This window comes from Phaeobacter sp. JH20_37 (genome assembly GCF_048056015.1).
In the GTDB taxonomy this organism is placed as follows: Bacteria; Pseudomonadota; Alphaproteobacteria; order Rhodobacterales; family Rhodobacteraceae; genus Phaeobacter; species Phaeobacter bryozoorum.
The window spans coordinates 243,865-267,167 of the sequence record NZ_JAYMWW010000022.1 but is presented as its reverse complement, the minus strand read 5'-3'; the positions used below and the strand labels follow the sequence as shown (position 1 = coordinate 267,167).

26 protein-coding genes are annotated in these 23,303 nt (G+C 62.5%); 13 read left to right on the top strand and 13 right to left on the bottom strand.

Translation table 11 applies throughout. The features are described from left to right. Positions 1-66: 66 nt before the first annotated feature. Positions 67-372, bottom strand: coding sequence for a hypothetical protein (locus VWZ87_RS19400; RefSeq protein ID WP_340547281.1), 306 nt, complete (start codon positions 370-372; stop codon positions 67-69). Positions 373-521: 149 nt separating this feature from the next. On the opposite strand from VWZ87_RS19400, the gene VWZ87_RS19395 reads away from it, so the two are divergent. Next, positions 522-707 (top strand): PLD nuclease N-terminal domain-containing protein, encoded by a 186-nt coding sequence (locus VWZ87_RS19395; protein WP_340547282.1) that lies wholly within the window; start codon positions 522-524, stop codon positions 705-707. Positions 708-861: 154 nt separating this feature from the next. Here VWZ87_RS19395 and VWZ87_RS19390 read toward each other — a convergent pair whose 3' ends face one another. The 3 genes from VWZ87_RS19390 to VWZ87_RS19380 form a co-directional block, all read right to left on the bottom strand. Then, positions 862-1,128: a zf-TFIIB domain-containing protein gene (locus tag VWZ87_RS19390; RefSeq protein ID WP_340547283.1), complete on the bottom strand. Its 267-nt coding sequence runs from the start codon at positions 1,126-1,128 to the stop codon at positions 862-864. 107 nt (positions 1,129-1,235) lie between these two features. After that, positions 1,236-1,643 (bottom strand): universal stress protein, encoded by a 408-nt coding sequence (locus VWZ87_RS19385; RefSeq protein ID WP_260098957.1) that lies wholly within the window; start codon positions 1,641-1,643, stop codon positions 1,236-1,238. Positions 1,644-1,743: 100 nt separating this feature from the next. Further along, positions 1,744-2,061: an antibiotic biosynthesis monooxygenase family protein gene (locus VWZ87_RS19380; protein WP_061049879.1), complete on the bottom strand. Its 318-nt coding sequence runs from the start codon at positions 2,059-2,061 to the stop codon at positions 1,744-1,746. A gap of 146 nt (positions 2,062-2,207) precedes the next feature. Between VWZ87_RS19380 and VWZ87_RS19375 the strand changes: the two genes are divergently transcribed. Beyond that, positions 2,208-2,936, top strand: coding sequence for a hypothetical protein (locus VWZ87_RS19375; protein ID WP_340547284.1), 729 nt, complete (start codon positions 2,208-2,210; stop codon positions 2,934-2,936). Between the two features lie 15 nt (positions 2,937-2,951). On the opposite strand, the gene VWZ87_RS19370 is transcribed toward VWZ87_RS19375, so the two are convergent. The 3 genes from VWZ87_RS19370 to VWZ87_RS19360 all read right to left on the bottom strand — a co-directional run bounded on the left by VWZ87_RS19370 (position 2,952) and on the right by VWZ87_RS19360 (position 7,589). After that, positions 2,952-5,237: a glycosyl hydrolase family 28-related protein gene (locus VWZ87_RS19370; RefSeq protein ID WP_416536712.1), complete on the bottom strand. Its 2,286-nt coding sequence runs from the start codon at positions 5,235-5,237 to the stop codon at positions 2,952-2,954. Between the two features lie 147 nt (positions 5,238-5,384). After that, positions 5,385-5,798 carry a DUF4864 domain-containing protein gene (locus tag VWZ87_RS19365; protein WP_416536711.1) on the bottom strand — a complete coding sequence of 138 codons (414 nt, stop codon included), beginning with the start codon at positions 5,796-5,798 and terminating at the stop codon, positions 5,385-5,387. A gap of 147 nt (positions 5,799-5,945) precedes the next feature. Further along, entirely contained in the window at positions 5,946-7,589 is a 1,644-nt protein-coding gene (locus VWZ87_RS19360; protein WP_416536710.1) for a lysine--tRNA ligase, read from the bottom strand. Positions 7,590-8,022: 433 nt separating this feature from the next. Here VWZ87_RS19360 and VWZ87_RS19355 point away from each other — a divergent pair, with 433 nt between their 5' ends. Next, positions 8,023-8,445, top strand: a complete 423-nt coding sequence (locus tag VWZ87_RS19355) for a tellurite resistance TerB family protein (RefSeq protein WP_416536709.1) — start codon at positions 8,023-8,025, stop codon at positions 8,443-8,445. Positions 8,446-8,592: 147 nt separating this feature from the next. On the opposite strand, the gene VWZ87_RS19350 is transcribed toward VWZ87_RS19355, so the two are convergent. Beyond that, positions 8,593-9,135: a winged helix-turn-helix transcriptional regulator gene (locus tag VWZ87_RS19350; RefSeq protein WP_416536708.1), complete on the bottom strand. Its 543-nt coding sequence runs from the start codon at positions 9,133-9,135 to the stop codon at positions 8,593-8,595. 39 nt (positions 9,136-9,174) lie between these two features. On the opposite strand from VWZ87_RS19350, the gene VWZ87_RS19345 reads away from it, so the two are divergent. Beyond that, entirely contained in the window at positions 9,175-9,549 is a 375-nt protein-coding gene (locus tag VWZ87_RS19345) for a VOC family protein (RefSeq protein ID WP_416536707.1), read from the top strand. 85 nt (positions 9,550-9,634) lie between these two features. Here the strand turns inward: VWZ87_RS19345 and dacB are convergent, their stop codons facing one another. Further along, complete coding sequence (gene dacB / locus VWZ87_RS19340) at positions 9,635-11,119, bottom strand: D-alanyl-D-alanine carboxypeptidase/D-alanyl-D-alanine-endopeptidase (RefSeq protein ID WP_416536706.1); 1,485 nt, start codon at positions 11,117-11,119, stop codon at positions 9,635-9,637. 153 nt (positions 11,120-11,272) lie between these two features. Between dacB and VWZ87_RS19335 the strand changes: the two genes are divergently transcribed. Beyond that, the gene (locus VWZ87_RS19335) at positions 11,273-12,079 is read left to right on the top strand and encodes a DMT family transporter (protein WP_416536719.1); all 807 of its coding nucleotides are present in this window, start codon (positions 11,273-11,275) and stop codon (positions 12,077-12,079) included. Here VWZ87_RS19335 and VWZ87_RS19330 read toward each other — a convergent pair. Next, complete coding sequence (locus VWZ87_RS19330; RefSeq protein WP_416536705.1) at positions 12,059-12,673, bottom strand: nicotinate-nucleotide adenylyltransferase; 615 nt, start codon at positions 12,671-12,673, stop codon at positions 12,059-12,061. The genes VWZ87_RS19335 and VWZ87_RS19330 overlap by 21 nt on opposite strands. Positions 12,674-12,883: 210 nt before the next feature. Here VWZ87_RS19330 and ettA point away from each other — a divergent pair, with 210 nt between their 5' ends. The 4 genes from ettA to VWZ87_RS19310 all read left to right on the top strand — a co-directional run bounded on the left by ettA (position 12,884) and on the right by VWZ87_RS19310 (position 15,887). Next, entirely contained in the window at positions 12,884-14,539 is a 1,656-nt protein-coding gene (gene ettA / locus VWZ87_RS19325; protein WP_340547292.1) for an energy-dependent translational throttle protein EttA, read from the top strand. A 263-nt stretch (positions 14,540-14,802) separates the two neighbouring features. After that, positions 14,803-15,054 (top strand): hypothetical protein, encoded by a 252-nt coding sequence (locus VWZ87_RS19320; protein WP_416536704.1) that lies wholly within the window; start codon positions 14,803-14,805, stop codon positions 15,052-15,054. Between the two features lie 199 nt (positions 15,055-15,253). Next, on the top strand, positions 15,254-15,454 hold the full coding sequence (locus VWZ87_RS19315) for a hypothetical protein (protein ID WP_340547294.1): 201 nt from the start codon (positions 15,254-15,256) through the stop codon (positions 15,452-15,454). Between the two features lie 214 nt (positions 15,455-15,668). Further along, on the top strand, positions 15,669-15,887 hold the full coding sequence (locus tag VWZ87_RS19310; RefSeq protein ID WP_340547295.1) for a hypothetical protein: 219 nt from the start codon (positions 15,669-15,671) through the stop codon (positions 15,885-15,887). Between the two features lie 76 nt (positions 15,888-15,963). Here the strand turns inward: VWZ87_RS19310 and trxC are convergent, their stop codons facing one another. After that, positions 15,964-16,389, bottom strand: coding sequence for a thioredoxin TrxC (gene trxC / locus VWZ87_RS19305; protein WP_340547296.1), 426 nt, complete (start codon positions 16,387-16,389; stop codon positions 15,964-15,966). Between the two features lie 115 nt (positions 16,390-16,504). Next, entirely contained in the window at positions 16,505-17,746 is a 1,242-nt protein-coding gene (locus tag VWZ87_RS19300) for a hypothetical protein (protein WP_416536701.1), read from the bottom strand. A 412-nt stretch (positions 17,747-18,158) separates the two neighbouring features. Here VWZ87_RS19300 and VWZ87_RS19295 point away from each other — a divergent pair, with 412 nt between their 5' ends. Together VWZ87_RS19295 and VWZ87_RS19290 are read left to right on the top strand one after the other, a co-directional pair. Continuing rightward, a complete protein-coding gene (locus tag VWZ87_RS19295; protein WP_340547298.1) occupies positions 18,159-18,710 on the top strand; it encodes a L,D-transpeptidase in 552 nt (183 codons plus the stop codon). Between the two features lie 295 nt (positions 18,711-19,005). Then, the gene (locus VWZ87_RS19290; protein ID WP_014875536.1) at positions 19,006-19,212 is read left to right on the top strand and encodes a cold-shock protein; all 207 of its coding nucleotides are present in this window, start codon (positions 19,006-19,008) and stop codon (positions 19,210-19,212) included. A gap of 111 nt (positions 19,213-19,323) precedes the next feature. Here VWZ87_RS19290 and VWZ87_RS19285 read toward each other — a convergent pair whose 3' ends face one another. Further along, positions 19,324-19,965, bottom strand: a complete 642-nt coding sequence (locus tag VWZ87_RS19285) for an arylesterase (RefSeq protein ID WP_416536700.1) — start codon at positions 19,963-19,965, stop codon at positions 19,324-19,326. A 51-nt stretch (positions 19,966-20,016) separates the two neighbouring features. On the opposite strand from VWZ87_RS19285, the gene VWZ87_RS19280 reads away from it, so the two are divergent. After that, the gene (locus VWZ87_RS19280; protein ID WP_416536699.1) at positions 20,017-20,733 is read left to right on the top strand and encodes an ABC transporter ATP-binding protein; all 717 of its coding nucleotides are present in this window, start codon (positions 20,017-20,019) and stop codon (positions 20,731-20,733) included. Next, complete coding sequence (locus tag VWZ87_RS19275) at positions 20,730-23,249, top strand: ABC transporter permease (RefSeq protein WP_416536698.1); 2,520 nt, start codon at positions 20,730-20,732, stop codon at positions 23,247-23,249. The genes VWZ87_RS19280 and VWZ87_RS19275 overlap by 4 nt, the downstream gene beginning before the upstream one ends. Positions 23,250-23,303: the final 54 nt, after the last annotated feature.

Sequence of the window (23,303 nt, the reverse complement as noted above, 5' to 3'; positions counted from 1 at the left end):
TCCAAAACGAAAATACCCCCCGCAAATGCGGGGGGCAGTGAATGCCGGGTCACAGGCGGACTGGCATTAGTTGGATTCGGCGGCAACTTCGTCAGCAGCGTCTTCCGGCGGGGTCACTTTCAGACCGGGCACCGAGATTTCGGCTTCTTCCATGGTCACATCAACGTCGGGAACCTTTACGGTGGCGGTTTCCTCGGTGATGGAGACGGAACCGACTTCGGCATCAAATTTCGGCAGGTTGCCACCTTCGACGCTGACATCCACGTCAGGCAGGCTTGCCTCTTCGGTCTGGTCGACGTCGACCATGTAGATGCCGACCGCAATGGCGATTACAGCAACAATACCCATAATAATTCCGGTAGCGGTTTTCATAGCGTGGTTCCTTTCAGATTGCGATACATCTCAGTGATGGTTCGAGAAGCAAACAACCCACCTCACAAAAAGGTTCCCAAAAATTTTAGCGGAACCTTTCTGGCGTCTGAAAGGTTGAGCAGACAGAACAAAATTGATGGAGAGAGAAAATGGGTTACAGTCTTCTTGGTCTGCTTATTCTTATCGCTGACCTCTACGCGATCTACCAGGTCCTGACATCCGGCGCATCGACCGCAGCCAAGGTGATCTGGACCCTTGTCATCCTGGTCCTGCCGGTGATCGGCCTGATCGCATGGCTAATCGCAGGCCCACGCGGCAGCAAAGCTCATATCTAACAGTGCGTTAGATAATGCCCCGGCAGCCAGATCATGGCGCCGGGGCATATTTTTATCTGCACTAAGTGGTGCGGCAGGCTGCCCGCGCATCTCACCAGACAGCTATGAACAAACCGCCCTTATTTACAAAAGGCGGTTTTCTGCATTTTTTAGATCAGAAATCAAACAGGTCCTCAAGAAAGCCACCTCGTTTTTTCTTGTAGCGTTTTTCCGAATAATGCCGGTCTGAATCGCGTTTTTCAGGGCGATAACTGTCCTGCTGCCGGGGCTGCGGCTGCGGCGCTGGCTGGCTGGACCGTTCGATGATTTTATCCAATTCACCGCGATCAAGCCAGACACCCCGGCATTGCGGACAATAGTCGATTTCCACACCGGCCCGGTCGGTCATTACCAGCTGGGCGCCGTCAATTGGACATTGCATCGTTTTCTCCTCGCTAAACCTGATTGCAATCCAAGTGGGGTCGGCTGCCGCGCGGGACAAGCCTGTCGGCGACGAATTGCTGGCCTCGCGTCAAAAAACCGCAAGTCTCAGCGCACGACATGCACCGCACAGGCCGCGTGGCGCACCACCTGCGTGGCGGTCGATCCCAGCAGCAGGTCCTGCATCCCCGGCCGGTGCGAGGCGATGATGATCAGGTCGGGTGCGTTCTGTTCGGCCCAGTCCAGAATCGAACGACCGGAATGGCCATCAATCAGCAGCCCGGTCGCGTTGGGCAATGTCTGGGCCAGGCCGTCCAGCTCAGCCTGAAGCGCCTTGCGTGTGCCCTCCAGATAATCGACCGGCATATAGGAAATCGCATAAGCCGGCACCTGTTCGACCACATGCAGAAGGGTGATCCGGGCCTCTGGCGTGGCCAGCAGCCCCGCCAGCTTTAGCGGGGCGCTCACATCGCGGTCGGGATCAAACGAAATCGGGACAAGAATATTATGATACATTTGCGGTCTCCTCTGTCTGCGGCACCCCCATCATGAGGCCGCGCCCACCGGCCTGCCTTGATCGAGATCAGCCGCGTACAACAGGGAAACGCACCAGAGATCAAAAGGTTGCGGCAACCTCATACATCACCGGTTCAAAACTGCGACAAAGCTCGTTGATCTTGCGATTTCGGTTGCGCATCTCGGTGCTGCGCAGCATGGCCATAAAATCCTCCCGCCGCCGCCACTGCGAATAATTGGCGATCCGCGTCTGGGCGTCATTCACATGCAGCCCGGCAGAGATAAAGCCCGGCTGATGCGAAATGAACTCCGCATAGGCTTCGGTCAGGGCATCCAGCAGATCCTGACAGGTGCCCGGCGTCATCTCAAAGGTGGTGATCACGGTTTGGGTTTCGGTATTGGTCGCTATCGTCGGCATGGCTTCCTCCGTTGTCCATCTCCAGCCTACGCCGGTTTGAGGAAATCCGGCAGAGGTTTTTGCCCGTTCCGGCAGGATCGCCGATCCTTGTCCAACAGACGCAGAAAAAGAGTGGTCAAAAATAAAATCAACTTTAAAGTGTTTTTATGCTGCACGGGTTCCTACGCTTACTGGCTGTCCTTGCCCTCTGCCTGATGCCGCTGGCCTCGGTTTCCGCCGGGGCGTGGTTGCAGCAGGAGGGTCAGGGGTTCAGCGCGACCAGCCTGACGCTGCGCCGCGACCTGGCCGCGCTGAAAGGGCTGAGCGAGGGGCAGCGCCTGCCGGCAGAGATCGGATTTTACGGGGAATTTGGCCTGCATCCGCGCTGGACCCTCGGCGCCGATCTGAATGTCAGCCGCGGCAGCTCCGCCCATGCGCTGCTGTTTCTGCGCCACCCCCTGCCCCGTCTGGGACAGGCAAATACCGCGGTGGAGCTGGCGCTGGGGGCCAATCAGAGCAGCGGGGTCTGGGCGCCGATGCAGCGGATCACCCTGTCCTATGGGCGCGGGTTCGACATCGCCCTGAAAGGCAGGCCGCTGTCGGGTTGGATCGCTCTGGATCTGGGTCATGAATGGCGCAGCAAGGGGCGGCAGCAGACCTGGAAACTGGATGCCACGCTGGGGCTGAACCGCCCCGGCAAGCTGGCGCCGCTGCTGCAGGTGGAAACCAGCAGGACAGCGGGCGCGCCGCTGTCCTTTTCCATCACCCCCAGCCTGCGACTGCCACTGGCAAAGCGGTTCGGAAAGAGCGCGCCGGAGCTGGTGATCGGCCTCCAGCACAAGCGCGCCGAAACACGCGCGCTGGGGATCAAACTGGCGATCTGGCACCGGTTCTGACCCCAGCGCTGCGGATCACCTGTCCACACGCACCGTTACCTGCACCGTGCCGCGCACCGCCTCCGGCCAGACCAGCTGGACCTGATCGCGACGGCTGCCGACGCGCAGCTTGGCATAGGGCATAGCATGGCGATCGGCGCCGCCGCCGAGCTCTACCGGGCCAATGGCGACGACGCTGTCGATGCCCCGTGCCTGACCGCGAAATGGCAGCGCATCCTGGGTGTCGACGGTCCAGGTCGTGGCCGCGCTGCCCTGCACATGTTCAATCCTGAGCGGGTTGGCCACCGCGGTTGAGACGTTGTGATAGGTGTTGCCCTCGTAGAAGATATCCCTGGTGCGGCTGAAATCGAGGTCGGAGAAGCTGGTATCGACCCGCTCTGCCCGGTCGATGGTGCCGTTGATGGAGCGGAATTTATTCCCCGACACGGTCATCCCGTTCAGAAAATGGCCGCTGCCATAAGGCTTTACCACGATGTAGCTGAACCAGGGGGCGACATCGCCGGACAGGAACACATTGTCGGTGATCGACAGGGCGCTGAAGGAGAAGCCGCTGGTGAAATCGGGGCGGGCATCGCGTTCATTGGTCCATTCGACAAAACAATTGTCGATGTAATTGTCCGACACGGTCGAGGCGCAATTGGTGCTGGTCAGGATCAGACCGGCGGTGCGGCTGCCATCGGCAACGGTATCGCCCTGAAAGAAGTGATTGCCGGTCACCGTCTGGTTCTGGCCACCCAGCAATGCGAAATGGCGGAACTTGGTGGCGCGATTGTTGCGCAGCTTGGCATCATTGGCGTTGACGTTCAGCGCGATGGATTGCCGGGCGCCGACATTCAGCGGCTCTTCATCGGACAGGAACTGGCAATTGTCGATCAGGATACCCTGACAGCCGGATCCGATGGAGGTGATGCCGCGGTTTCGTGGCCGCGAGATAAAGCAGTGGTCCAGGCTGAACACGGTGCCGGCCGGGGCCAGACGAATGCCGCTACAGCGCCCGTCGCACTGAATCTCGACCTCGGTCATGCCGAATTTACTGAGCGCGCTGAAGCCGCTGAAATCCAACATGTATTTGAAGTCGCGAAAGGTGTATTGCTGGGTGCCCACCGCATCATAAAGCGGCGCGGTCAGGGTCAGTTCGCCCGCGCCCACGTTCTTGTCCCTGACGTAGATTTCGCGCCCGACGCCGCTGCCTTCGACAAGCGCGCCAACGGGAATATTGGCGATATTGGCGACATTTGTCAGCTTGCGGGATGCGCTGGTGCTATAGGTTGCCTGAGCGGTGATGGTATCGGTGTCCCAGGCGGCATTGGCGGCAGCCTCCAGCTGGCCGTTGCGGATCACCCGGCGGGTCGCGTAGCTGGTCTTGTTGGGGACCGCCGCCTGCATATCGACGGGTCCGCGCAGGGTGACCTTGCGCCCGCACAGATCCAGCGATTCATGGTCGGCATTGTTCAAAAGCGCCTGAAACGCCTTCTTGAAGCCCAGTTCCTCATCCCCGAAAGCCGCGGCATAGCTGGGGAAATCGAAATTGCGGGTCAGCAGCAGCATCCGGCTGGTGGGCATGCGGACGGTGCCTTCAAACTGGACCTCATGGTTCATCGACACGGTGCTGCCGAGGTAGAATTCCCCCGCAGGGACCAGTACACGACGGCCGGCGGCCGCGGCATCAGCCGCCTCAAAGGCGGCGGTATTGTCGGTGCTGCCATCACCGATTGCGCCATAGTCGGTCACATCCACCAAGCTGATCATATTGCGCAGGAAGACCCCGGTGACATCGCGTACCTCGATATCATCGACCCGCACCACGCCGCCATTTGGCCCGATCAGATCCAGCCCCACATGGGCAAAGCGCCCCTCAAGCCCCCAGGCCATATCGACGCCATTGCGGCTGCCGGTGCCGATAATAGCCGATACCTCAACCACTTTTCCGTAGGTCGACAGGCTGGTGCCCGCCCCGCTCTCGACCACGCCGCCCAGATGACCGCCGCCCGACTGCCCGGCCCAGGCCGCGATGCGAACGGTTGGCAGGGCACCGCTGACCGCCTTTACCCGCGCGGTGACCTGCAAATAGCAGCCCGGCGTCAGCATGGTGCGGGTCATATTGCGCAGTTTCTGCACCGAAGCGGTCTTTTGCAGTTCCAGACAGCCGCCAAAATCGGCATCCGCCGCGACAAAGGCCGCATTGGCCGCGCCCTGATAGGTGTCCGACCCCGGTGTGCCATTGCCGCTGGACCAGTTGTTGAGCCCCTCGGCAAAGGCCGGGGGCATCAGCTCTACGCCGTCAGTGATCGCTATGTTCATCAGTCACCCTTTCTAATACCGCCGTTTCCGGCTGATCAGGCCGCAGCCCGGTTCACTCAGGGAAAGGGTTGTAAAGGACGGGGTTTAACGCGCCCTCAGAGGGGCGTTCGCAGGGTATGCACCGGGGGGGGAGAATCAGGCGATGGATCAGGTCGCGGGCGCATCCTCCGTCAGCAGCTGAACGGCGTTGATCTTCCAGCCGGCCGGGGTCTCAACCATCTGATAATCCAGAAGATGTACCCGCCCCTCTGGATCGGTGATCATCACCCGCTGCCACAGGCCACCGGCCACGGTGCGCAGCCCCAGATAGCGCACCTCATCCGGTTGCCAGACCATCGGGTAGCCCGACTGCACCATCTGTGCAAAACGCTCGGAATTGCCGAACAGCCCCTGAATCATCGGCGACGCATGGGCAAAGGCGGCCTCGGAATCACGCCTGAGAAAGGCGGCGATCTGATCTGCGATCACCCCGGTTATCGCGCTATCGCGCCCCTCGGCGGCGCCCGGAACCGGCAGCGACAACAGGGCGACAGAAACACTCATCAACAAAAACTTGCGCATGGCAGATCTCCTCTGATGCCCCTGTCAGCTAGCCCCGGCGCGGGCGCGGTCAATCACCGCTGCCTGTTTTGCCGCGCCGCTGCGCCCTGCCCGAAACAAAAAGGGCGCCCGTTACAGGCGCCCTTCCGTTGACATATGGCTGCGGAGTCAGACCAGCTCACCCGCCAGCGCCTGATCAATCAGCGTGATGGTGTCCTCGACCCCGTAAAGGGCGATGAACCCGCCGAAACGCGGCCCCTGCGTGGCGCCCAGCAGCACCTCGTAGATGGCCGAGAACCAAGCGCGCAGCGGCTCGAACCCGTGGATCTTGCCGATGGCAAAGACAACGGATTGCAGGAATTCCTCATCCGCGAAATCGGCCTCGGGCAGCGGGTCGGTGCTGCCTGCGATCTCGTTCTTCTTGGCTATCGCGGCCAGCGCGGCTTCGGGCGATTTCAGCGCATCCGCCAGATCCTGAAGCGCCGCACGCTCCTGATCGGTGGGCAGGCGATAGGTCTTTGCCGGTTTCACGAAATCGTTGAAATAGGCCACCGCAAAGCCCGCCGCCTGATCCATGGTCGGATTGCTCTCTGGCGTCGCGTCGGGGGCGTATTTGTTGATGAAGCCCCACATGGTTGCCTTGTCCTCGGCGCTGGAGGCCGAAGCGAGGTTCAACAGCATCGAGAATGGCACCACCATATCCGACTGCGGCACATCGCCTGCGTGGATGTGCCAGACCGGGTTGTTCAGCTGTCCCTTCAGATCCTGGGTGTGATAGGCGCGCAGCTGCTGGTGGTATTCGTCCACCGCCTTGGGGATCACATCGAAGTGCATCCGCTTGGCCGTCTTGGGCTTCAGATACATGAAATAGGCCAGGCTCTCGGTCGAGGCATAGGTTAGCCATTCATCAATGGAAATCCCGTTACCCGAGGTCTTGGAGATCTTCTGACCGTTGGCATCGAGGAACAGCTCATAGGTGAAATGCTCCGGCGCCGGGACGCCCAGCACCCGGCAGATGCCATCATAGATCGGCGTATTGGTGGAGTGATCCTTGCCGTACATCTCGAAATCAACGCCAAGTGCCGCCCAGCGGGCGCCGAAGTCGGGCTTCCACTGAAGTTTCACGTTGCCGCCGGTCACCGGCAGGGTCCATTCCTTGCCGTCCTCGTCATCAAAGGTGATGGTATAGGTCTCGGCGCAGACCTTCTTCATCGGCACATAGAGCACGCGGCCGGTGTCCGGGTGGATCGGCAGGAAGATCGAATAGGTCTGACGGCGCTCTTCGCGCAGGGACTTCAGCATGATCGCCATGATGTCGTCGTATTTGTCGACGGCGCGCTTCAGGATCTCGTCGAACTGACCGGAGCCGTAGAATTCGGTGGCCGAATAGAACTCGTACTCAAAGCCGAAGGTATCAAGGAACCGGCGCAGCATGGCGTTGTTATGATGGCCAAAGCTCTCGTATTCGCCAAAGGGATCCGGCACCGAGGTCAGCGGCTTTTGCAGGTGGTCCTGCAGGCTGTCGGCATTTGGCACGTTGCCGGGGATCTTGCGCATCCCGTCGAGATCATCCGAAAAGCAGATCAGCTTCGTCGGAATATCCGAGATCACCTCGAAGGCTTTCTTGATCATCGTGGTGCGGGCCACCTCGCCAAAGGTGCCGATATGCGGCAGGCCGGAGGGGCCATAGCCGGTTTCGAACAGGACATAGCCCTTTTCCGGCGCGCCCTTGGCATAACGTTTGAGAACCCGGCGGGCTTCTTCAAACGGCCAGGCTTTGCTCTTCAGAGCTTCTTCGCGCAGATCAGACATCATGTTCTCCATCGGCAACCGGAGGTGGCTCCGGTCGGACTGCTAGCCCCCCGTCTGCGGCGCTGTCTCGGGCGCCGGTGACTGCAGGCGGCTCACCACTGCCGGGCGCCCCATGCACCCGGTCGGCCTCACCTATGGTGAGCGGCGATACGTGTCAAGAAACCGCAGTGTTTCAGCACCAGAATAGCGCCCCAACAGCGCCCAAACGGCCCCAATGTCGCGCGATTTGCGCGGTCCCGGCGGGCGATCCCGCAGCGGCCTGCATTCTGCTGGCCCCTCGCCCCGCCCCCGCCTGCTGCGCGCCCCTCGCCGCACCGGTGAAGAGCGGGAGGCGGCAGCGGATTTCACCCGGTGACGCATTGACCCGTTGATTGGGCCGGGGGGGATGCCTATTCTTGTTCACGAACCCGTGCCAATTTACTGGAATCCCACAATGAACACCCAGACCGCCCACCCCTTTACCCCGCAGGATTGCCTCGTTGCGCTGATGGTGGCGGTCTCGGCCTCGGATGAGAATATCCGCACCGCCGAGCTGGTGAAAATCCAATCCGCCGTCAACATGCTGCCGGTCTTTGCCGATTACGACATCGACCGGATGAACCGCACCTCGCAGACGGTGTTTGACCTTTTTGAGCAGGAGGACGGGCTGGATGCGCTGTTCGGCCTGATCCGCGAGGATCTGCCCGAGCGGCTGTTTGAGACCGCCTATGCACTGGCCTGCGATGTGGCCGCGGCCGATGGCAGCCTTGCCGAGTCGGAGCTGCGGCTGCTGGAAGAAATCCGCTATGAGCTGAATATCGACCGGCTGCACGCCGCCGCTATTGAGCGCGGCGCCCGCGCCCGCCATATGGTCTGAGGCAGGCACCACGGCAGCACCGGGCGCGAACCCCACAGAAGATCCGCTGCCGGGGCCAGAGAACGGCCGCGAACACTCACGCGCTCAAGGGGCCGCGAGGCGGGGGCTTGCCCGACCTCAGCCACCTGTGACTAAATCGCCTGTTGTCTAGATGCCGGTGAATTCTGGGGCCATGACCCGGCTTATCAGACCACCGGTGTTCACCGCGTGATAGATGGACCGGGGCGGGCGGGCCGCACCATCCACGCTGCGGCACACCCAGCTTTTTGCTTCCATTGATTTCAATGACTGCGACAGGGCCCGATCCGTTATTGTCGGCAGGTTTCGCTTGATGTCGCTGAAATGACTTGGTCTGTGAAGCGTTGTCAGAACCGGCAAGGTCCATGACCGGCGCAGCAGGGGCCGGTCGTCCTCGCACGCGACATCGTGGATCTTGCAAGCGATGGCTGCGGCTGCCGCGCCTGATTGAGTGAGCCGAAATTCGGGGCGTAGCGGATGACCGTAGCCCGGATTGCGCTCAATCAGGCCAAGGTCAATCAAATGATCCATACTTTGCGCAAAGGCGGTCCGGCTGGCACCGGTCGCAGCCAGCAACGGCGCCTGCCGCCCGGCGATACCGGAACTGAGGCTCGACAGAATGGGCATTGCCCAGGCCCTGGATGTGATGTTGACAAGCGTCATTATGTCCATAAAGTATAGTTAGTATATTTTAGCTCATAAGGAAAGCCCATGTCACTCGTTTCAGTAGATCAAACCATCACCATCGCAATGTCGGTCAAGGATCGCCACGCCAGCGCCAAATGGTACGAAACCATGTTGGGCTTTGAGTTGCTCTATCATGCTGACGAGGCAGGCTGGTCCGAGGTTCAAACCAACACGCCCGGAGTCGCAATCGGCCTTGGCGAGCACACGAAGCCCGCGCCGGGAAACTGCGTCCCTGTCTTTGGCTGCGCTGATCTGGAGTCGGCCCGGCAGAAACTGGAACAGGCCAACGTCAAATTTGATGGCGAAACGGATGTGGTCGAAGGCATGGTCAAAACCGCGACCTTCTACGACCCCGACGGCAACGCGCTGATGCTCGCACAGGATTTGACCGGCGGTTAAAGCTGATCGGCCGGAGCCGTGGCAGAGCAGCAAACCAGTAACGGGCCACGCCTGATACGCCCGCGCGCATTTGCATCTCCACGGCTCAGCTGCCGTAGACGCGGCCCCAGCGTTCGATCAGGCTCTGTTGCAGTTTTTTGGCGCGGCGATTCCAGCTTTGCGCGCCTTTGGGGCGCTCGCGTTCGGCGCGGGGTATGCGTGCGCGGGCCTGCTGGTCGGCGCTGAATATGGCAAAGGCCAGCACGGTGCCGTCGGTCGCGGTCATGAAGCCGCCCAGACCCGATACGAAATTGAGCGTGCCGGTCTTGGCGGTGACCTTGATCGGATGCGCTTTCAGCACACGCCCCTTGCTGTCGCGCATCGGGAAGGATTTGAGCAGCGGTTTCAGCCGCCCGTCCCGATAGGAGGCCACCAGCGCGCTGACCATGTCATCCGGTGTGATCCGCGACGCCTCGCCCAGACCGGAATGATCCACCAGCCGGGTATTGGTCATGCCATAGGTTGCCGCAGCCCAGCTGTTCATCGCCGCCGCCGAATCCTTCAGCGTGCGCGGCCGGCCACCACGCGCCTGCGTTGCCGCCAGGCCGATCATCTCGGCCATCAGGTTGTTGGAATATTTCAGCGTCGCCTTCAGCATCAGATCAAGCGGTGGGCTGTTGTGATGGGCCACCACCTGCCCCGAGGGCGGCGCGTTGGCCGGTTTCGGCGCGCCCAGCTTGATCCCGTTGGCGCGCGCCATGGTGCGGAACACATCGGCGGCATAGGCGCCCGGATGGCGCACCGGCAGCCAGCGCGCGCCGCCTTTGCCCAGAGCCTGGCTGGCGACGGTCCAGTGATCGGTGTCGTTGCGTTCGGAATAGCTGTAGACTGGCAGGCTGCGCTGCGCGATCTTCATCGTGGCAACGGAGACTTCGGGGCGATATTTCTCGGTGCGGGCATCCATGGTCACCGCCCAGCCCTGCCCTGCGCGTTTCCATTCGAAATGCACCCGGTTGTAATTGAGCGCGAGGCCAGAAATGGCCGGGCTGTAGCCGACGTGATCGGGCTGACCCGGGTCGATCGAGGCGATCTGCGGCAGCGCCCCCTCCCAGATCCGGAAGGCACCGCGCACCTCGCGGACGCCGGCCGCCTTCAGCGCCTGCGCCAGCCGCGCGAGATTGTCGGTGTTGAGCATCGGATCGCCGCCGCCCACCAGCACCAGATCGCCGCCGACCACGCCGCCGCTGATCCCGCCGGTGGCCACAATCTGCGTGGTAAAGCGATGGTCCGGCCCCAGCGCATCGAGCGCATAAAGAGCGGTCAGCGCCTTGGCGACGCTGGCCGGCGGCAGGGCTGACGCGGCGCCCTCGGCCTCAAGCCGCAGTCCGCTTTTGACGTCCGCCACGGCGCAGGCAATCTGCCCAGAGAGGCCCGCGCGCGCCAAGAGCCCCTTCAGCCCGCCGCCGGCGCTGATCAGGCTGGCAGGATCCCGTGCCACCGGGCGCAGAGAAACAGCCGGCGCATTGGCCAGGGCTGTCTGCGCCGCCACCGAAGCAAGGCCGGAGGTCAGAAAAAATCGTCGCGAAATCATATCAGCAATAGTCTACTCAAAACCCCTACAATTCTGCAAACATGCGGCAGGTTATTATGCCGCAGCCCGACAGCCCCCCGACCGCAAACTGGCGGCTTTTCTTTGACCGAGCCGCCTGCTACCGCTGACGCGATGGTACGGGCAGTGATGATCATGTTTGTCGCCATGTCAATGATCCCTGCCGGGGACCTTTGCGGGAAACTGCTCACATCGGGCGGTCTGGCGACACCGGGATTCGTGGCCTGGTCTCGATTTGCAATCGGCACAGCGATGGTGGCGCCGTTTGCCTTGCGCAGTGCCTATCCGCTGCTGGCCGACTGGCGGCTGTGGCTGCGCGCGGCGCTGCTGAGCGGCGGCATCCTGTCGATCCAGATCGCATTGAAGACCGAACCGCTGGCAAATGTGTTTGCCGCCTTTTTTGTCGGGCCGATGGTCAGCTATGTGCTCTCCGTCCTGCTGCTGCGCGAACCTGCGACGCTGGCGCGCAGCCTGCTGATGGCGCTGGGATTCTGCGGCGTGCTGCTGGTGGTGCGGCCCGGGCTGGGGGGCTCGGTCAATCTGATCTGGGCGGTTCTGGCGGGGGTATTCTACGGCGGATTTCTCACCACCTCGCGCTGGCTGTCGCATCTTGGCACGCCGCTGCAGCTGAGCCTGACCCAGCTGTCGATCAGCGCGCTGCTGACGCTGCCGCTGGGGCTGACCGCCCTGCCCGCGCCTGGACTGGCGACTGCGGCGCTGACCTTTGGCAGTGCGGGGTTTTCGATGCTGGGCAATCTGCTGCTGCTCTTTGCCTATGCGCAGGCACCCGCGTCACGGCTGGCGCCGCTGGTCTATTTCCAGCTGATCGCCGCCGTCTCGCTCGGCTGGCTGGTCTTTGATCAATGGCCTGATGTGCTGACCTGGGCCGGTCTGTGTGTGGTCATCAGCGCCGGTCTGGTCTCAGCGCGGCTGCGTCGCTGACCAATCGCCACGCGCCCGGATCGCGCTTGAGCTGATATTGACCATCGGCACATTCACAAAACACCAGGCCGGGGCCTCGGCATGGGCCAGCAGACGGCTCTGCCCACCTTTCAGCCGATACGGTGCATAAAGCCGCGCGGCAGGCGACAGCCGCGCCGAGATCCGCTCACCCGGTCGCGCCAGCACTCCGACGGGTACGGTGTCCAGAATCTGCCGCCAGTCTTTCCAGCGGTGGAAATCGGCCAGATTATCCGCCCCCATCAACCAGACAAAGCGCACGCCGGGATGGCGCTGCCGCAGCAGGCGCAGCGTCTCGGCCGTGTAGCAGGTGCCGACATCGGCCTCGATCCCGCTGATCTGCACACGCGGATGGTCCATCAGCGCCCGCGCGGCGGCAATCCGGCGGTCAAGCGGCGCTGGCGGGTGCGCCTTCAGCGGATTGCCGGGCGACACCAGCCAGACCAGCTGATCCAGCCCAAAGCGTTTGAGCGCTGCCAGCGAGATGGCACGATGCCCCTGATGCGGCGGATCAAAGGACCCGCCCAGAAGGCCAACAGTGGTACCGGGCGGAATATGGGGCAAGCGGTGCATCATGCCTGCCTTGATGCACATAGTTGCAAGAGAGATCAATCAGCTGTTGCAGGCTCTGGTTGCGAAACTGTGAAAGCCGCCCCGCCAGTCTTTGCGATCATGGCGGCAGGCGTGCACGCCCCGCGCCCCCGCCCCTGCATCCCGCATTGCCCCCGCCTTTCCCATCCGCTATCACACCAGCCAGCAAATTCCCCCCTTACACGGAGCTGTCTCATGGCTGCCTATCAATACGTCTACCACATGCAGGGGGTCTCCAAGACCTACCCCGGTGGCAAGAAATGCTTTGAAAACATCCACCTGTCCTTTCTCCCCGGTGTGAAAATCGGTGTTGTCGGCGTCAACGGCGCCGGTAAATCAACGCTGATGAAGATCATGGCCGGGCTCGATACCGATTTCACCGGTGAGGCCTGGGCCGCCGAGGGCGCCAAGGTTGGCTATCTACCGCAGGAGCCGAAGCTGGACGAAAGCCTGACCGTGCGTGAAAACGTCATGCTGGGCGTCGCCGGGAAAAAGGCCATTCTTGATCGCTACAATGAGCTGGCGATGAACTACTCGGACGAGACCGCCGAGGAAATGGCCGAGCTGCAGGACAAGATCGACGCCGAGAACCTCTGGGATCTGGACAGCCAGATCGACGTCTCGATGGAGGCGCTGCGCTGCCCGCCGGATGATGCCGAAATCGCCAACCTGTCTGGTGGTGAGCGCCGTCGCGTGGCGCTCTGCAAGCTGCTGCTTGAAGCCCCCGACATGCTGCTCCTTGACGAACCGACCAACCACCTTGATGCGGAAACCATCGCCTGGCTGCAACAGCATCTGATCGACTACAAGGGCACCATCCTCTGCGTCACCCACGACCGTTATTTCCTGGATGACATCACCGGCTGGATCCTCGAGCTGGACCGGGGCCGCGGCATCCCCTACGAGGGCAATTATTCCAGCTGGCTGGAACAGAAGGCCAAACGTCTGGAGCAGGAAGCGCGCGAAGACAAATCCAAGCAGAAGACGCTGGAGCGCGAACTGGAATGGATGCGTCAGGGCGCCAAGGCGCGTCAGGCCAAATCCAAGGCCCGGATCAACGCCTATAACGATCTGGCCAGCCAGTCCGAGCGCGAGAAACTGACCCGCGCCCAGATCGTCATCCCCAACGGCCCGCGTCTGGGGTCCAAGGTGATCGAGGTCTCGGGCATCTCCAAACATTACGGCGACAAGCAGCTGGTGGAGAACCTGTCCTTTGACCTGCCCCCCGGCGGCATCGTCGGCGTGATCGGCCCCAACGGTGCGGGTAAATCGACCCTGTTCCGGATGCTGACCGGCCAGGAACAGCCCGATGAGGGCAGCGTCAGCTATGGCGATACCGTGAAACTGTCCTACGTCGACCAGTCGCGCGACGATTTGAACGACAATGACACCGTCTGGGAAGCCATCTCCGGCGGCGCCGAGATCATCGAGCTGGGTGACGCGCAGGTCAACTCCCGCGCCTATTGCTCGTCGTTCAACTTCAAGGGCGGCGACCAGCAGAAGAAACTGTCGCTGCTGTCGGGCGGTGAGCGCAACCGGGTCCATATGGCGCGGCTGCTGAAAGAGGGCGGCAACGTGCTGCTGCTTGACGAACCGACCAACGATCTGGACGTCGAAACCCTGCGCGCGCTGGAAGACGCACTGGTCGATTTCGCCGGCTGCGCCGTGGTCATCTCGCACGACCGTTTCTTCCTCGACCGGATCTGTACGCATATTCTGGCCTTTGAGGGCGACGCCCATGTGGAGTGGTTCGAGGGCAACTTCGAGGACTACGAAGAAGACAAGAAACGCCGCCTGGGCCCCGACGCGCTGGAGCCCAAGCGTCTGAAGCACAAGAAGTTCGTGCGATAAGTGAGCTTCAGGGGGTGATGCGATACCAGCTCACCCCCTGAAGTCTTCAAATCACTCCTTCCCCAAACGGCTTATTCGGCGTCGCCCTCTTAATAGAGGCGGGCGTCGCCTCTTATCCGGCTTTCCAGATCGTCGTCTTCCATTTGTCGGAACCAACCCGTTCCCACAGCCGCCATGACCCCGGCATAATTTGAACAAAATTAACCCTATTCTGAGATTTGCCGGGGCCTGTGCCCGTCGGCGAACCACAGAAGGGTGAGAGCATGGCAGGAATCGGGATCTTGGTAGGCGTCATTGGCGGGCTGAATGCGGCCGTATTGGGCTATACGCTGATCGGCCTGTCCTTCGGCATGAGCCTGCTGCTCTATCCGCTGTTCGGAGTGCCCTCGGCGATGCTGGCCATCCTGCTGCTGTGGACGCAAAAGGCCGCCCGCGATGCGCTGGCGGACAAGGCCGGGGACAAGCGGGCGCACGGAGCACATCAGGGGCTGTCGGCGAAACCCGCGCGGGCCTGATTTCCGCCGCAGCCGACCACTCCACGGGTCAAATACGTGCGATATGCGCACCAGAACAGCCCGTCGCGGCCATAATGCCAGAATAAGCTGCAACACATACCAATATACTCGCCATCTGACCGTAAGACATATTGATTGCATCGCCTGTTTCAGGGCAATTTCCCCTCAGTTGAGTGAGGGTGATATGGCTTGGTTGGCGATGTTGACGAGTACCGGTGTGACGATGATGGTCACGGTGATATACTATGTGGCGTACAACCTGCCCATCTGGGGGCTTCTTCTGCTCTATAGTGGCATCAGCAGCCTGCTTGGCGTCGGCCTCACCGTGGCGCTGGTTCTAAAAAGCGGCGGCTTCCCGCGCAAACGCCCAGAGCAAAATTCGCAGGATACATCAATTTGATACCTTCCACACCCGCAGCGAAGATCGCGCATCCATCTGATATTTTCAATTGAAATCATAGTATTACACACAATTCAGCAGATCCCATCACCTGCGCCATCCCCGATGTTAACCAAATTTAAAGACAATTTGAGCTATCTTGCTCGAACACAGAGAGTTGCACTCTGCCTGAAAAATTGTAGATTAAATGCGACTCAACCTAAGAGGTATAAACATGGCATGGATCGGGATCATTGTCGGTACTTTTGCAGGGATTTTCTCTGCGGTCGCCGCCTATACCCTCTATGCGCTGCCACTTTGGTATAGTTTGCTGCTCTACCCCACCGTTGGCACAACCGCCGCCATTGTGACCATGCTTGCAATGCTGCATCTGCCGCCGGGTCTGCGCCCGATGATGCCGCCGGACGGGGATGAAACCCACCGCATGGCCTGAGCCGACCGCAGGACCTGAGCCAACCGCAGGGCCAAAGCCCCCTTATCCGCGTTTCGATATCAGCCGAGCCTCCGGCTCATCCCTTCGCCCAGCTCACGATCTGGCCTGCGCGCAGGGCGCCTGCCTGCCGTTTCTGTTCCTTGCCGCGCACAAAGCGGACAAGTGTCGGGATCCCCTTGATCCGGTAGCGTGCGCCGGTGGACTGATGGGTCTGGGTGTTCAGCTTGACCAGCCGCACCTGCCCCTGCAGCGTTTTTGCCGCCTTGGCATAATCCGGGGCCATCATCTTGCAAGGACCACACCAGGGCGCCCAGAAATCCACCACCAGCGGCAGGTCATCCTGCGCGGCGGCCTTTTGCAGGGTCGCCGGGTCGACATCGACCGGCGTCGAGGGGATCAGCGCAGCCCCGCAGGTGCCGCATTTGGGGCCGGCGGCCAGACGGTCCTCGGGCACGCGGTTCAGCTGGGCACAGCTGAGGCAGGTCAGGGTCTTGGCACCCATGGGGCAATCTCTCCTTCGCATCACTGACCGCCGGGGCGGCGTGGCGCCTGTATTCAGGCCAGATATACTGGCCAGAGGCGGCAGGACAAGCCCTGCCCGCGCTGGTGCCCACCCGCTAGAAGGTGAGCTTGGCGCCCAGAATGACGCTATGCGAGCGCACGCTGGCATCGCCTGTGCGCCGGGGCAGGATCAGCGGCACAAAGCCATCGTTGAACAGGTATTCCGCCCCCAGCGTGACATTCGGGGCCAGCGCAACCTCCATCCCGAGGATGATCTGCGACATCGACTCCCATTCGGTGCCGGAGGCGCCTTGCCGCCCGTGGCTGGCGGAGAGTGAATAGACCGCCGGACGTCCCAGCACCTCCCCCCGGTAGCGCCCCTGCAGCGTCAGCGCGCTGACCTTGTGATCGGTGGCAGGCCAGCGGTCGGTGGTCTGGGTGAACTCGGCCATGACGTCGAAGCGCTCTGCGCTGAGGGTGGCGTGAATATCCCAAGCGCCGTTCCAGCCCCGGTCGATGCCGCTTCCGGGGGGATGATGGGCAATGGTGCTGTCGTAGATCGTGCCGCGCAGAAAACCGGCCCCCAGTTTCAGCCCCATACCATTGGCCAGCGGAATGCGATGGGAGGCGTTCAGCGCGTAATTGGTGTAGTGATCATCGTTCTTCGGGCTGCTGATCACCCGGTTGCCCCGGTGGTTGCGAATGATCGACAGCGCCAGTTCGGTACGCTCGGTGATATAACCGATCTCGATCAGCGGATCCTTGGTCTGGGCCCAGAAGTAATGGCTGTTATGGGTATGGGTGAAGGGCGCATAGCTGGCAAAATTGCCGAAATTCACCGTCTTGCGCCCAACCGCCAGATAAAAGGGCGACCGGTCCAGATCACCAACCGCCAGCCAGGCCTTGCGCAGCTGGATGTCGTTCTGGCCGGGATATTCGACCTCGGTATATTCGCCCTGCACAACCGCTGTCAGCAGCGGGGTGGTGGCGGTCGCGATCAGCGAGATATCATTGATCACACCATAGGTATCGGTGGTGCCGCTGGTGTGGGTCGGCGGCAGCCGCGACAGGATCGGAAATTTGCCGGGCGTATTGGTATTCTCATAGATCACCGTGCCTAAGAAGCGCCCGCCAAAGGTGATCCGATTGACCCCGAGCTGCCCCGATTGCCGCGCGCGCAGGGCAATGGCGACCTTGTTGGTCACATCTTCCTGACGGTCCAGCATCCGTTCTGAATAACGCAGTGAGGTGGCGAGAAACCCCGCATCTTCCTGAGCCTCAACCCGGTCCGCAGCCGCGAGGCCGACAGCCATAATCAGCGCGGTCACTGCCGCGCGCCCCCCAAATGAAACAGTCACAATGGTTACTCCAGTATACCCCCGACAAACCGCCAGACGGGCTGTAAACAGCCACCGGCCGGTTTCGGACGGGATCGCAGACCTGAAACGCAGAAGCCGAGAAATAGCCCCTGTCCGGGCCTGAGATCTCCGGCAGAGCTGCCCCCGCAGCCGTGCCGACATGACGCCCTCAAACGAGAAACCCGCCGGAAATGACGGTGGATCAGAAACGCGATCCGATCACAGGATATCACAGCTTCGTGATATCACGAAGCCTGATTTGCCAATGTCCTATGGCCCATCAGGGCATCGCGCTGTTGCACCAACGTCGCGCCGTCTGCCCGCAACGGCGGCCGTGCGGGCGCCGCTATTGACCGGATTGTTCGCGCACCGCAGACTGATGGCATCTGTTCCAAAACCGAAAGAGCCACGCATGTTGTCACGCCGCGCCTTTCTGGCCAGCTCCGCCGCCGCCTCTCTCTGGCCTCAGATCGGGTCAGCCGAAACGGCCTTTGACCCCACTCCGCAGGAGGTCCGCATCAAGAAGCAATTCGCCCCCGGGCAAATTCTGGTGCTGCCGCGATCCTATTACCTTTATTATGTGACAGAGCCGCGCCGGGCGCGCCGCTATGGCGTTGGCGTCGGGCGGGCCGGTCTTGAATTCACCGGCACCGCCGTCATCCAGGCCAAGAAAGAATGGCCAACCTGGCGCCCGACGGACGAGATGATCGAACGCGATCCGCGCAGCTATGCCCGCTTTGTCGATAATAAATACATCCAGCCCGGTGGCACTGATAACCCGCTGGGCGCGCGCGCGCTCTACCTGTTTCAGAACGGCATCGACACCTATTTCCGTATTCACGGCACCAATCAGCCGCAAACGATCGGCCATTCCGTCTCCAACGGCTGCATCCGCATGACGAACGAGCATATCGTCGACCTCTACGAACGGGTGCCCTTGGGAACCGTGGTGACGGTGCTCTGATCAGGACCAGACCAAGGTGGCAGCGCGTGATCTGGCGGCGCATCGGCGCCAGCTTGCCTGTCCGGGTGCCAAGCCCCGCCGATGGCCATCCACAGCGCCTCTGGCAGCGCCAAACTGACAGGCACCCCCCGCTATAACACTTGCACCGAGAGGACATTGGCGACAAGATCGTTCCCGCAAGGTTACGCAGAACTCATCGCTGTCCTAGGAGGCTCGGTCATGAATACGCAATGACATTGCCGGGCTGTCGCATGTCGCGGACAGGGATTTAGAGTAAGACTGGGAGAAGAAGACGATGGCCACAGGCACCGTCAAATGGTTCAACACCACCAAAGGTTACGGTTTCATTGCACCCGATGCGGGTGGCAGCGATGTGTTCGTACATATTTCCGCCGTTGAGCGGTCGGGGCTGACCGGCCTCGCGGACAACCAGAAAGTGACCTATGAGCTGCAACCGGGCCGTGACGGCCGCGAGTCTGCGGTGAATATCGAGCTGGCCTAACCCGCCTACCCGAAGAAGATCAGCTGTCGGCCCCCTTTCGGGGCCGTCTTTTGTTGTGGCGCCCAGTCATCTGCCGCAGCACCTCTGCGGTCATCCCGTGGCGCCCCCGCGTCAGCGGTCCACCCTGGCCACCAGATCCAGCACCTTCGGGCCGATGGCCGCCACATTCAGCGCCACGCCTTTTGCGTTGGGGTGAATCCCGTCCTCCTGCAGATACGGCCCCGCCGCCTGCGGATCATTGCCGGTTGCCGCGCGGATCCCGGCAAGGCTGTCGTCATGCAGCAGCGCGCCATAGTCGCGCGCCAGCTCGGGGAAGATTGCGTCGAATTCTGCCTTGAAGTCGGCGCCATAGTTGCCCGGCGCCGCGATACCAACCAACAGCACCGGCACCGCATTGGCCTTGGCGACCTCCAGAATACGGACGAGATTTGCGCGGCTCTCAGCCGGGGCGATCCCGCGCAGCAGGTCATTGCCGCCCAATGCGACGATCAGCGCATCCGGCCCGTCGGCCAGCGTCCAGTCGATCCGCGCCGCGCCACCCGCCGTGGTATCGCCGGAGACACCGGCATTGATCAGGCGCACCTCAGCCCCCTGTTCCCCCAGCCAGCGCTGCAGCTGCGGCACCCAGCCCTGCCCCTGCGGCAGCCCGTAGCCCTGCACCAGACTGTCCCCCAAAGCCGCCACCCGAACCGGATCGGCCTGCGCAACTGCGGCAGTTAATATAAAAATCAATCCGGCCATTATCTTGCGCATTGGTAGAAAGGCTCCATATCGAGAGTGATCCCAAAACAGGCGCGACGTCACATGCAGTCCAGCACGATCCCCCAGTCCGACCCTATCCTGAACCTCCAGCATGCGTCTTTGTCGCTGGTTGGCAATACCGGACCTGTCGAAATCCTGCATGACATCTCGCTCGCGGTCGAAAGCGGCGAGACGCTGGGCCTGATTGGTCCCTCCGGGTCGGGCAAATCCTCGCTGCTGATGGTGATGGGCGGTCTGGAACAGGCAACCGGCGGCACCGTCTCGGCGCTGGGGCAGGACCTGACCTCGATGGATGAGGATGCGCTGGCGCGGTTTCGCCGCGACAATATGGGTGTCGTGTTCCAGAGCTTTCACCTGATCCCCACCATGACGGCGCTCGAAAATGTCGCCACCCCGCTGGAACTGGCCGGGCACAGGGATGCCTTTGACCGCGCGCAGGCCGAACTGGAGGCCGTGGGGCTCGGCCATCGTGCCGGTCACTTCCCGGCGCAGATGTCAGGTGGTGAACAACAGCGTGTGGCACTGGCACGCGCCCTGGTGACCCGCCCGCGGATCCTGCTGGCGGATGAGCCGACGGGCAATCTGGACGCCACCAACGGCGATGCGATCATGGACCTGCTGTTTGACCTGCGCGACCGCTATGGCGCGACGCTGATCATGGTCACCCATGCGCCGGAACTGGCGGCGCGCTGTGACCGGGTGATCCGGCTGCGCGATGGCCGTCTCGACCTTGCCGCCGCGCGCGAGGCCGCTGAATGAACACCTTGTCGCTGGCGACACGCTTTGCCATGCGGGAGCTGCGCGGCGGGCTGCATGGGTTTCGCGTTTTCCTGATCTGTCTGGCGCTGGGGGTGGCGGTGATTGCCGGGATCGGCTCGCTGCGCTCGGCGATTGAAACCGGGCTGAGCGAGGAAGGCGCGGTCTTGCTGGGCGGGGATGCCGAACTGGGCTTCACCTATCGGCGCGCCAGCCCAGAGGAACAGGCCTGGATGCAGGCCACTGCCCTGCGCCGCTCCGAGGTGATCGACTTCCGGTCGATGGCAGCTGTCGGTGAGGAACGCGCCCTGACGCAGGTGAAGGCGGTGGACAGCGCCTATCCACTGGTTGGCACGGTGCGGCTCTCGCCGGATCTGCCGCTGCCACAGGCGCTGGATGGTCCCGGGGACCTGCCCGGTGGCGTGATGCAGCGGGTGCTTGCGGATCGGCTGGGCCTCTCTGTTGGTGACCGCTTTGCCCTTGGCACCCAAAGCTTTGTTCTGACCGCACTGCTGGAGAATGAACCGGATGCCGCCAGCGCAGGCTTCACGCTGGGGCCACGCACCATCGTGCGCAGCGCTGACCTGGCCCGATCCGGCCTGTTGCAGCCCGGCACGCTGTTTTCCAGCAAATACCGGCTGACCCTGCCCGAAGGCACCGATCTGGAGCAGCTGAAATCCCGCGCCGAAGCCGAGCTGGACAACAGCGGTATGCGCTGGACCGACGCCCGTAACGGCGCACCGGGCATCGCCACCTTTGTCGAGCGGCTGGCCGGGTTTCTGGTGCTGGTTGGCCTCTCCGGGCTGGCTGTGGGCGGCATCGGCGTCTCAGCCGCCGTGCGCGCCTATCTGGCGGGCAAGACCGCGACCATCGCCACCCTGCGCACGCTGGGCGCGGACCGCCGGACGATCTTTCTGACCTATTTTCTGCAAATCGGGGCGCTGGCGCTGCTTGGTGTTGCGATTGGCCTCGTGATCGGCGGGCTGGCCCCGGTGCTGCTGGGGCCGCTGATTGCGGCGCAGCTGCCGTTTCCTGCGGTCTTTGGCATCTCGGTCCCGGCGTTGAGCGAAGCGGCGCTTTACGGGCTGCTGACGGCCTTTGTCTTTGCGCTCTGGCCGCTGGCCCGCGCCGAGCGGATCCGCGCTGCGGCGCTGTTTCGTGACGCGCTGGACAGCCGCAGCCGCTGGCCTGCCCCCCGCTATATCGTCGCCACGGCTGTCTCGGTGGCGGTGCTGATTGGTTCTGCCGCGCTGTTCAGCGGCGCGATTGAGCTGACGCTCTGGACCGCTGCGGGGCTGATCGGCGCGCTGGCGGTGCTGTTGCTGGCCGCACTGGTGCTGGGCTGGATCGCCCGCCGCGCCGCGCCGCTGACCCGTGGATATCCGGCGCTTCGATGGGCGCTTTCGGCGATTGGCACCTCCCGCGATGGCGCCGTGCCGACCGTGCTGGCCCTGGGGCTGGGGCTGACCGTTCTGGCCGCGATTGGTCAGGTCGACGGCAATATGCGCCGCGCCATCGAAGGCAACCTGCCCGATGTGGCGCCCTCCTATTTCTTCGTTGATATCCAGCGCGATCAGATGCCGGATTTCCTCGCCCGCGTGGAGCAGGACCCGGCGGTTGAGCGCGTGCAGAGCGCACCGATGCTGCGCGGCATTCTCACCAACATCAACGGCCAGCCCGCAACCGAGGTGGCAGGCGATCACTGGGTCGTCCGGGGCGATCGCGGCATCACCTATGCCGCCAAACAGCCAGACACCACCCAGATCGTCGCGGGCGCGTGGTGGCCCGAAGAGTACACCGGCGCGCCGCAGGTCAGCTTTGCCCGCGAAGAGGCCGAGGAGCTGGGTCTCAACCTTGGCGACACGCTGACGCTCAACGTGCTGGGCCGCGACATTACCGCCACCATCACCAGCCTGCGCGAGGTCGATTTTTCCACGGCGGGCATGGGCTTTGTCATGGTGCTGAACGAAAGCGCGCTTGCAGGGGCCCCGCACAGCTATATCGCCACGGTCTATGCCGAACAGGAGGCCGAAGCCCAGATCCTGCGCGATCTCGCCAAGGCGATGCCGAACATCACCGCGATCCGGGTCCGCGATGCGCTGGACCGGGTGTCGGACCTGTTGCGGCAGCTCGCATCTGCCACCGCCTATGGTGCCGCGGCAACGCTGCTGACCGGTTTCATGGTGCTCATTGGCACCGCCGCCGCCGGCGAACCTGCCCGCCGCTACGAGGCGGCTGTGCTCAAGACGCTGGGCGCGCCGCGACGGCAGATCCTGATCAGCTTTGCGCTCAGATCGGTGTTTCTGGGCGCCGGGGCCGGCCTGGTCGCGCTGACGGCCGGAATGACCGGGGCCTGGGCCATCAACACCTATGTGTTCGAAAGCGATTATCAGGTGATCTGGAGCAATGCGCTGGCGATCATCAGCGGCGGCATCCTGACCACGCTGCTGGCTGGGCTGGCCTTTGCCTGGCGGCCCCTTCAGGTGCGCCCGGCCCGGATCCTGCGGGCCCGCGACTAGGCCACACCGCGGCCTCTGGGGCCGCGCTTGCGGGGCCGCAGCCACAACACCAGC